We start from the raw sequence: 8,603 nt of genomic DNA, 5'->3' as shown, positions 1-8,603 counted from the left end.
CAGTTCCCAAGGCAAGGATATCCTATATTGAAGCAAGCAAAATCATTGGTTTGCACATCATAAAAGGGAGAGAGTGGGCGAAAATATTTGAAGAAAAGACTATATGCCTTTTATGAATTCTCTCAAATGTCAAAAGCTGTTGTAACATGAGAAAAATAGTATGATAACGCGCAGCTGCTACTTTGATGAAGTAAAGAGGGGCATGAAGTGAAGAGAGGCATGAGGTAAAGAGGGGCATGAAGTGAAGAGAGGGATGAGGTAAAGAGGGGCGTGAAGTAAAGAGAGGCATGAAGTAAAGAGAGGCGTGCTTGATGGCTTATACGCTTACAGAGGCTGTTTTGAAATGAGCTTGAACGCGCTGGAAAATATTTTAAAAAAGCGTGAATGAGGGGTACAAGTGTATTCTGTTGTAGGATGTTCTATTGGGAGTAAAAGGATAACCCCATTAAAGAACACGTTAAATAAAAGCATAAAATATGCCATTTCCACGATTTAAAAGATATTGTCGGCAGGCTTTAAGCTCGTAAAGCGGAAAAGTGTTGCCGGATGTTGGTTTTTACCCTTGAAATTTCATATCATTCTCAAATGAAATTATGTACCCATTATGGAAAGTACGCTAAAAGATATGTGTAGTATGCGCACTTTGATCTGGTCTATAAAAGCTAAAACTGCTTGCTCTTAGTCGTTTTAATGTCTGTTTTAAAATATGTAGCGAGCGATAAAGGTTGATGAACAGGAAAGGGAATGGGTTTTATGCTGCTGGCGTTAAGTTCTCATCTTAAAGTTTGGGGACTATAGAGGTGGGTTTAAAGAGGTTGGACAAACTCTTGGTGCTTAATAAAATAGATTAGAACTTTTTTGGAGAATGGAAACTTCCCTTATTGATTGTTGGAAAGGCACTTTTAAGACAAAATATCAAAATAAGTATCAGGAACAGAAAGGCTATAGACAATGCCTTCTTCTGTCAATGTGAACGAAGCCGAACCATTGACGGAAATGGGAACAATTTTTTCAAGAACGGCACTGCCAAAACAGGCTTTTTTATTGTTTGTGGAAGGGACACCGGATTCAAAATTTTCATTCCATGTGATGATAAGGTGCGTTTTGCCATTCAGTTTTGTTTCAATTTCACAGCGTATACAGACACTGCCCTTTTCTTGCGAAAGGGCTCCAAAAGAAAGAGAATTGACAATCAGTTCATGAAAAGCCAAACCAATATGCAAAGCGGCATTGGGAAAAAGATAAGGATCGACACCTTCAAGTGAAAAACGTTCTGTTTCTTTCATTAAATAGCCTAAAGCTTGCGTTTGGACCAATTCGCGAAATTGAGCACCACGCCAATCGGAATCGGTGATCAGATCTTGAGAATGAGAAAGAGAATGAAGACGACCTTGAAATTTGCGTAAGAAAACCTGAAGAGATTCAGTATAGCGTGCCGTTTGGCTGGCAATACTTTGAATGATCGCTAAAAGATTTTTAGAACGGTGGCTTACTTCTCGAAGGAGAATTTTAAGCACTTGTTCACGGCGGCGTAAGCCCGAAATATTAACACCAGTGGTGATAATACCGATAATGTCTCCGTTATCATTGCGGTGGCAGTCAACAGAAAATTTGTACCAAATCTCTTGTTTATTCGTATCTTCAAAACGTGCTTCGACGGTTTGCATTTTGCCACTGGCTAAAACTTGCAGTTTGATGGTTTCCATATTGTCTGCAAGGTCAAGCGAAAAAAAGTCGCTGTCACGACACCCAACCCGCCATTTATTGTGCAAATGGTGTGGCAAGTTTTCAGCCCATAAATAAACCAAATTTGTTGCCTGATAGAGAACACAAATATCAGCACCACGAATCGCTTGCATGAGCGCGCTTATATGAGATCTGTCCATGGGAGGCTTTGAAAGAGGCGTAACGATCATAATTTTAAGATGTTACTCTGTTCTAAGCCGCTTTAGAAGCATTCTCTTGAAAAAATAAAGCTTGGGAAATAAGCGCTTTTACCATATCAGGGTTAAAAGGTTTGGTCACTAAAAAAGTCGGTTCTGGACGTTCGCCTGTGAGAAGCCTTTCGGGAAAAGCCGTGATGAAAATCACCGGTATACGATCATTTTTCAAAATCTCGTTGACCGCATCAATGCCTGAACTGTTATCGGCTAATTGAATATCAGCCAAAATTAAACGTGGCTTTTTCTTATGATACATGATGACAGCTTCATCACGCGTGCGCGCTATTCCTACAACATGGTGACCTAAGCTTTCTACCATTTGTTCAATATCAAGCGCAATAAGAGGCTCATCTTCAATAATCATCACTTCAGTGGCAATTTGTTGAGAAATGTCAAAAGATGCTTGGTTGAGAAGCTTGCGAAATTCTTTCGTATCCAGATTCATGATTTCGCTAGCTTCTTGTTCATGAAATCCTTCAACGGCAATGAGCAAAAATGCTTGGCGTGCACGGGGCGTGAGATAGGATAATTTGGCACTGGTTTTTTGTTCAAGACCAAATTGAGGCAGGGGTTCTGGGATGTTCGGTGTGGTTTGGTCAAAAAGATGGCAAAAAAGCCAATAGGTACCAATTCGGTCAGTGGAAGCTTTGGGAAAAATGGAGATGTCGGCAATGAGTGCTTCCAACATCGCTGATACATAAGCATCGCCAGAGGATTGGCTACCAGTGACAGAGCGGGCAAAACGCCGGAGATAGGGAAGATGCGGTGCAATGCGTGTTGATAATGACATAATTTATAACTCCTTTGACCTTGCAAGCATTTTGTTGGTTGAAACCCTCAACTGATAAAAAAGTTCCTTGATTTGTATGGAACTTTTTACTGACAGCCATATTTACAACCATAAGGCGAAAAAATTCTTCGCGGTGCTACCAATATTATATGGATTAGGGGGATGAAAAATGAACGACCGTGATGAAAAAAATCTCACTAGGCAATTTACAGTTGGAGATGATCTGCTCGGGGTCAATAGTGAAATAGCACGGAAATTACGCCAGTTTTACATGGAAATTCAGGAAGAAGCACTGCCACGGTGTTTGCTCGAGCTTTTAGAAAGATTGGAGCGCGCAGAGCAATTTGACTTAAACAATGTGGAAAAGGTTTGATCCTTTATGTCAAAGTGCACAAAAAACTTTAAACAAGAACTCCTTTCTGTGTTGCCTGCTTTACGCGCTTTTGCTGTTTCTTTAAGTGGCAAACATGATAAAGCCGAAGATTTGGTTCAAGATACTGTTATGAAGGCATGGGCTAAGCAAGACAGTTTTGAGATGGGAACTAATCTTAAAGCTTGGCTTTTTACCATTTTGCGCAATGAGTTTTATAGTCAAATGCGCAAAAAGGGAAGGGAAGTGCAAGATACCGATGGCGTGTTTACCCAAAATGTTGCTGTGCATCCTGCGCAATATGGATCGCTTGATTTGCAAGATTTTAAAAAAGCCTTAAATCTGCTTTCTGCTGATCAAAGAGAAGCCATTATTCTCATTGGTGCATCGGGATTTTCTTATGAAGATGCTGCGGCTATTTGTGGTTGTGCTGTTGGAACCATTAAAAGCCGTGTGAGCAGGGCGCGTAATCGATTACAAGAACTTCTTGAGGTGGATGGTGAGTCTGATTATGGTCCTGATTCTTATTCCGCTGGAAGTACATTGTGTTCATTTAACGGCTAAAAAAGCATAATAATTATGATGGATAGCCTTGTTTTTTTTATTCCCGTTATAGCTATTACAGTAAAGTCAGTATCTGAGGAAATTCAGAAGTTTGGCGTGTATCCTTAAAAACACAAGAAAAGCCCGTATAAAATTTTCTCACGGGCTTTGGGTTTTATGTTCCATAAGGTTGCCTTCCTTTGTGCTGAAAAATGACGACTTTCAAGTTCGCCACTGGAAATTCTATGACAACAAAGACAAATTTGCTGCCTCAAATGCCTTCTTCTCATGCAACGATATCACGCTGGCGGTGGGGGGCGATTGTTGTTTCTCTTGTGATGGCTCTTTTGGCATCGGTTTTTATTATGTTGCTTTCAAATGCCGTTGATCGAGAAGTCGCACAGTTGAATACAAGTTCAGAATTGCGCGAACAGGCTGATTTGGTCCTTATTAGCCTGATTGATATGGCTGTTGCTGATCGCAGCTATGCAAAAACGCGCAAGGCGGAAGATAAAATACGTTTTGAAAATGCAGAGCGGGAGTTGGGAGATATTCTCGACTATATCGCACTTATTGTTTATGCGCATCCGCAGTGGGATGAGTGGTTTAGGGCTTTTAAAAAGGAAGTCGAAGCAAGACAAGCTTTTATGAATGCCCATATGCATGCTCTTGATACAGTTCCTGAGCCATCTTCTCAACCTTCCGTCTCTTTAGATGTCTCCAAAATTCCTGTGGCACGCTTAGCGCAATTGATGACAAGTTTTATTAATGGGGATGATGTGGTGCGCCAAAAACAGCGCGAGGGTATCGCATTGATGCGGGCGGCTTTGACATTGGCGGCTATTGTTTCCGTTGTGAGTACCTTTATTTCTGCCTATTTTGTGATTAATCGTTTTCATCGTGATGTACGTTCTTTAAAATTGTATCAATTGCTGCTTCATAGCGAAAATATCGCTCTGGAAGCCCGCGTGAAAGAACGAACACAAGAATTAGAAAAAGCACGCAATCACGCCGAAAAAGAACGCCAACGGGTTGAAATATTGTTGCAGGATGCAAGCCATCGCATTGGCAATTCTCTTGGGACGGTGTCTTCTTTGCTGGGGCTTCAGTTAAGTCGGAGTAAAAATGAAGAAGTCCGTACTGTTCTAGGGGCTGCACGTGATCGTATTCAGACAATTTCTACAGCACATCGTCGTTTGCGTTTAAGTGATGATATGGAAACGACACTATTGGCAGAGTTTCTCAGTTCTGTTGTGCATGATGTCGAATTGGCGGTCCCTTTTGAATTGCGTGAAAACATTACCATTCACACCAACTTTAAAGAGTGTCGTCTGTCTTCAAGAGATGCAACAACACTTGGAATTATCCTTGGCGAGTTGCTAACCAATTCCTTAAAACATGCCTTTCCTGATCAACGGTCGGGCCATATTTATATTTCCTTTGGTCCCCAGAACGATGGACAATTGATGCTTATTGTAGAAGATGATGGCGTGGGGATGAAGAGCCAAACTTTAAAACAAAAGACAGGACTTGGTCGTGTAGTTGTGGAACAGCTTTGTATGCAATTTGGTGAAAAACCTCTGTTTGAAACTTCGGCTTTAGGAGGCACAAAAATTGTCATTCCTTTGCCAAAACTTAGCACGAGTAGTTCAAAAAAAATCTCTGACTGATTTTTTAAAATGGTCAATTTTCTCTTTGCCAATGGTAAGCTGCTTTTCATTCATCGTGAATGTATGGAGAGGACACTTTTTCACAAGAAGGAGGATAAAATACGGCTTCATAGCGCGAACACATCACTCTTTAATATTTAAATTATCGATTGTCTTCAAGAGAAGCACCTTTGCTTCTTTATCTTTTGGTGTAATGTTTGATTTTCTCTCTTGTTGTTTTTTTGCTTTGTTGATTCCAATGATCGGCTTTCAAAATTCTCCTTGTCTGAGAGCTTTGAAGTGTTTAAGTTAGCTTTTAAATTTATTTTGAATAAGAACTTCTTTGAGCCAATAATACTTATATTCGTAAGCTCTATTGCTTTGCAAAAAATTGTTTTTTCAAGTTTTGTTATTTTTTGTAAGGGCTGTTAAAATTTTAAATATAGGGTGTTTTTGTAAGCGTGTGGGAGAAATATTTTTAAGGTAAAACGTGCTTGTAAAAAACTCATGCCCTCCCTCCTTCAGGGCTTTAAACAGCATCAGTGCTCAACCAGTGGAATCTGTGCAACAAGAAGTCGGATTGTTTATAGAATGATATGGGTTTTAGAATCTTCGTTCTTTAGAAAAACTCACCTTTGATTTGAGATTTTATGGCATGGAAAACAAAGGGATTTTTATCGTTTTGATAAAATAAACAAAAAGCGTTAGCCTTTTGGGGTTCCATATTTTGCACTTTTCTGTTGTGCGTAAACCTGAAAAAGGGAGGGTGTTTTATTTTTAATCCTTGTGATGCGACCTTGGGTGGTGGCATCTTTCGGCGTATTCTTTAATAGATATTTAAAATGCGGAAATCTCTTTGAGAAAAGTTAAGCGCTCAAGCATATTTTTGAGATGTTTGAAGTCATAAAAATGCAGATGCTTTTATGCTTTAAGTCTCTTCGGAGGGTGCTATCGGGCTGTTGATCAAAGAATCAATGTTGTTTTTTTCTTGTAGGAATGTTTGTAGATCTTGATTGGTTAAGGCTTTGCTATCTGGTATACGGATGCGCATGGGATCAACCTTGACGCCATTGACAATGATTTCAAAATGACAATGAGGACCAGTTGCCATTCCTGTTGATCCAACATACCCAATAATTTGTCCTTGTCGTACTTTCACGCCTGGTTTGATGTCTGGTGCATAACGGCTTTGGTGTGAATAACTGCTGACATATCCATTGGCATGTTGAATTTCCGTATGGTTTCCATAGCCGCCTGTTACGCCTACTCTTGTGACAATACCATCTCCTACAGCAATAATGGGCGATCCTTTAGGAGCAATCCAATCGACACCCGTATGCATGCGAATATAGCCTAAAATAGGGTGTTTGCGTGGACCAAAGGGGGAGCCAAAAATGCCATTTGGTGTGGGTTTGCGCAGCAAGAAAGGCTTTGAACTCTTCCCTTCAGAATCATAATAATCAACGCTTCCATCTTTTAATTGATAACGGTAATATTTATAAGTTGTGTTGCCAAAAGTTGCACTAATATAACGAATTTCTGGATCAGCGTTCTTGGAGGGTTCTTTGGCTTTCAAGTTCTTTTTGCCGTTTTGGGTTTCTTTATCGCTTTGTGGTATGGCATAAAATATTTCAATCTGATCATTGGGGGTTATCTGGCTTTTCATATCAATGTTGGTGGCAAGCAGACGAATAAGACGATGAGAGAGAGATTGTGATATATTATGACTGAGCAAAGCACTATAGAGAGCATCATAAGCTGTTGGTAATTGCGCGCTATTGATATAAGAATGCGGAATACCATTTTGAAAAGCCGTTTTAAGTGCTTTAGACATTTTAGGCTCTGTGCTTTCAATGAATTGACCTTTATCATTCAGAGCAATGGTGAGAACATGATGCATCCCTTGATAAATGCTTGCACGGACGAGATGATCTTTTTCGCCAGCTTGTGTCACGATACCAATGCGTAAAAGACTTCCCTCTTTAAGGGTATCGGAAAGGCTCATTTTTTCTAGTGTTTTTACAACCTGTTCAATTTGCTCTTTTGTATAACTGGTTTTTTTGAAAGCATCGGCTATCGTTTGTTTTTTACGAATAGGAATAATATCTTCAACATAGTTTTTCGTCAGATCAATACGGTGACTTTGAGGAGAAACGGTTACATTTTCTTGGACGATTCGAACTTCAGGGGATTCTGTGCCTTGGGAAGGGGAGGATACATCTTCTAATTTTAAAGGATCAATCAATGTGAGAACTGAAAGAAGTTCGGAGCTCTTTTCTAAAGTAAATCCAGCTTTTTGTACTTCTTGTTGTGCTTCTTCATCTGTCAATGTATCGCTGTCATCAAAATCCAATTGATCCATCTTAAAATCATAGCTGCGTAAGGTGATTTTTGTTTCGACCTTTGCTCCATAAATCTGTCCAGAATCTTGTAGTTTAGCGCTTTGATTTGTCGAATCATTAGCAAGAATGCTTAAAGAATCAAATTTGGGATAGCTATATTTCTGGGGGCGCTTTTCGGCTAAAGCCATACGAATCCATTCAAAATGTTGTGTTTGAATGACCTTTTCATCACCTTTTTTTTGTAGAATCGATAATTCAAATTGACGTTTTCTGTCAAAGCTTTGCCGTGCATGGGTGGGAGAAATACGATCACCTTTATAGCCATTGGCCTCAGGATCTTGTGATTCTGATAGGTTTTCTTGTGTAAACCATTGTGGAGGGGTTACCAATCGCTGTTGTTCATCAAGAGCCGTAAAAAGTGCAATCCCCATAAGAATGCAGGAAGTGATTCCTGTCAAAATGGTTCCCGTAAGCCAACGAGCAGAGACTTGTCGGCGAGCAGGCCGCAAGCGCTTAATGACAAGAGCAGGGTCTTGTCCAGGATCGTTTTTTTGTTGTTCGTTATCCCACATAGATTTATAAGAGTACTTTTCAATATTAAATAAAGAAAGCTAGATAGATAGCTTAGCATGCTTCTACAGGAATTTGATTCTTTTTACAAATTACAGATCATGCGATTCTTTTTATACAGCAATGTCTTTATAAATCGTATCTGCGCAGAAAATTTTCCTTAATTAAAGTAGCATAAAACAAGCGTTATTGTGATTAACTCATTCCTAGGCAACTTCCTATTTTTATGCATTGTAATGGGGTGCTATATTTTACTTTAAAAGCGCCATGCTCTCTTTGAACTCCTTGCTGTTTTCATGTTTTATTTTTATGAAGGCAGATTTTTCCAATAAAATCTTGAAATAGGATTTTTTGTTACAATTTTATTGGTAATGTTTGGGGCATTTTATTTAAAAA

6 protein-coding genes are annotated in these 8,603 nt (G+C 39.5%); 3 read left to right on the top strand and 3 right to left on the bottom strand.

What is annotated here, in order from left to right:
- Positions 1-902 precede the first annotated feature (902 nt).
- Both ACFILW_RS07510 and ACFILW_RS07505 read right to left on the bottom strand, forming a co-directional pair.
- Positions 903-1,916 (bottom strand): HWE histidine kinase domain-containing protein, encoded by a 1,014-nt coding sequence (locus ACFILW_RS07510; RefSeq protein WP_375685448.1) that lies wholly within the window; start codon positions 1,914-1,916, stop codon positions 903-905.
- 22 nt (positions 1,917-1,938) lie between these two features.
- Positions 1,939-2,733 (bottom strand): response regulator, encoded by a 795-nt coding sequence (locus tag ACFILW_RS07505; protein WP_375622694.1) that lies wholly within the window; start codon positions 2,731-2,733, stop codon positions 1,939-1,941.
- A gap of 169 nt (positions 2,734-2,902) precedes the next feature.
- Here ACFILW_RS07505 and ACFILW_RS07500 point away from each other — a divergent pair, with 169 nt between their 5' ends.
- The 3 genes from ACFILW_RS07500 (at position 2,903) to ACFILW_RS07490 (ending at position 5,316) form a co-directional block, all read left to right on the top strand.
- On the top strand, positions 2,903-3,106 hold the full coding sequence (locus ACFILW_RS07500; protein ID WP_375622692.1) for a NepR family anti-sigma factor: 204 nt from the start codon (positions 2,903-2,905) through the stop codon (positions 3,104-3,106).
- Positions 3,107-3,112: 6 nt separating this feature from the next.
- A complete protein-coding gene (locus tag ACFILW_RS07495; RefSeq protein ID WP_375622690.1) occupies positions 3,113-3,667 on the top strand; it encodes an RNA polymerase sigma factor in 555 nt (184 codons plus the stop codon).
- Positions 3,668-3,891: 224 nt separating this feature from the next.
- Complete coding sequence (locus ACFILW_RS07490) at positions 3,892-5,316, top strand: sensor histidine kinase (RefSeq protein WP_375622688.1); 1,425 nt, start codon at positions 3,892-3,894, stop codon at positions 5,314-5,316.
- Between the two features lie 907 nt (positions 5,317-6,223).
- On the opposite strand, the gene ACFILW_RS07485 is transcribed toward ACFILW_RS07490, so the two are convergent.
- The gene (locus tag ACFILW_RS07485; RefSeq protein ID WP_375622686.1) at positions 6,224-8,209 is read right to left on the bottom strand and encodes a M23 family metallopeptidase; all 1,986 of its coding nucleotides are present in this window, start codon (positions 8,207-8,209) and stop codon (positions 6,224-6,226) included.
- Positions 8,210-8,603: the final 394 nt, after the last annotated feature.

The organism is Bartonella sp. TT110JLCBS, from assembly GCF_042193405.1.
Taxonomy (GTDB): domain Bacteria; phylum Pseudomonadota; class Alphaproteobacteria; order Rhizobiales; family Rhizobiaceae; genus Bartonella.
Note: the sequence above shows the minus strand (reverse complement) of the source record. Positions and strands in the feature narration are given on the sequence as shown.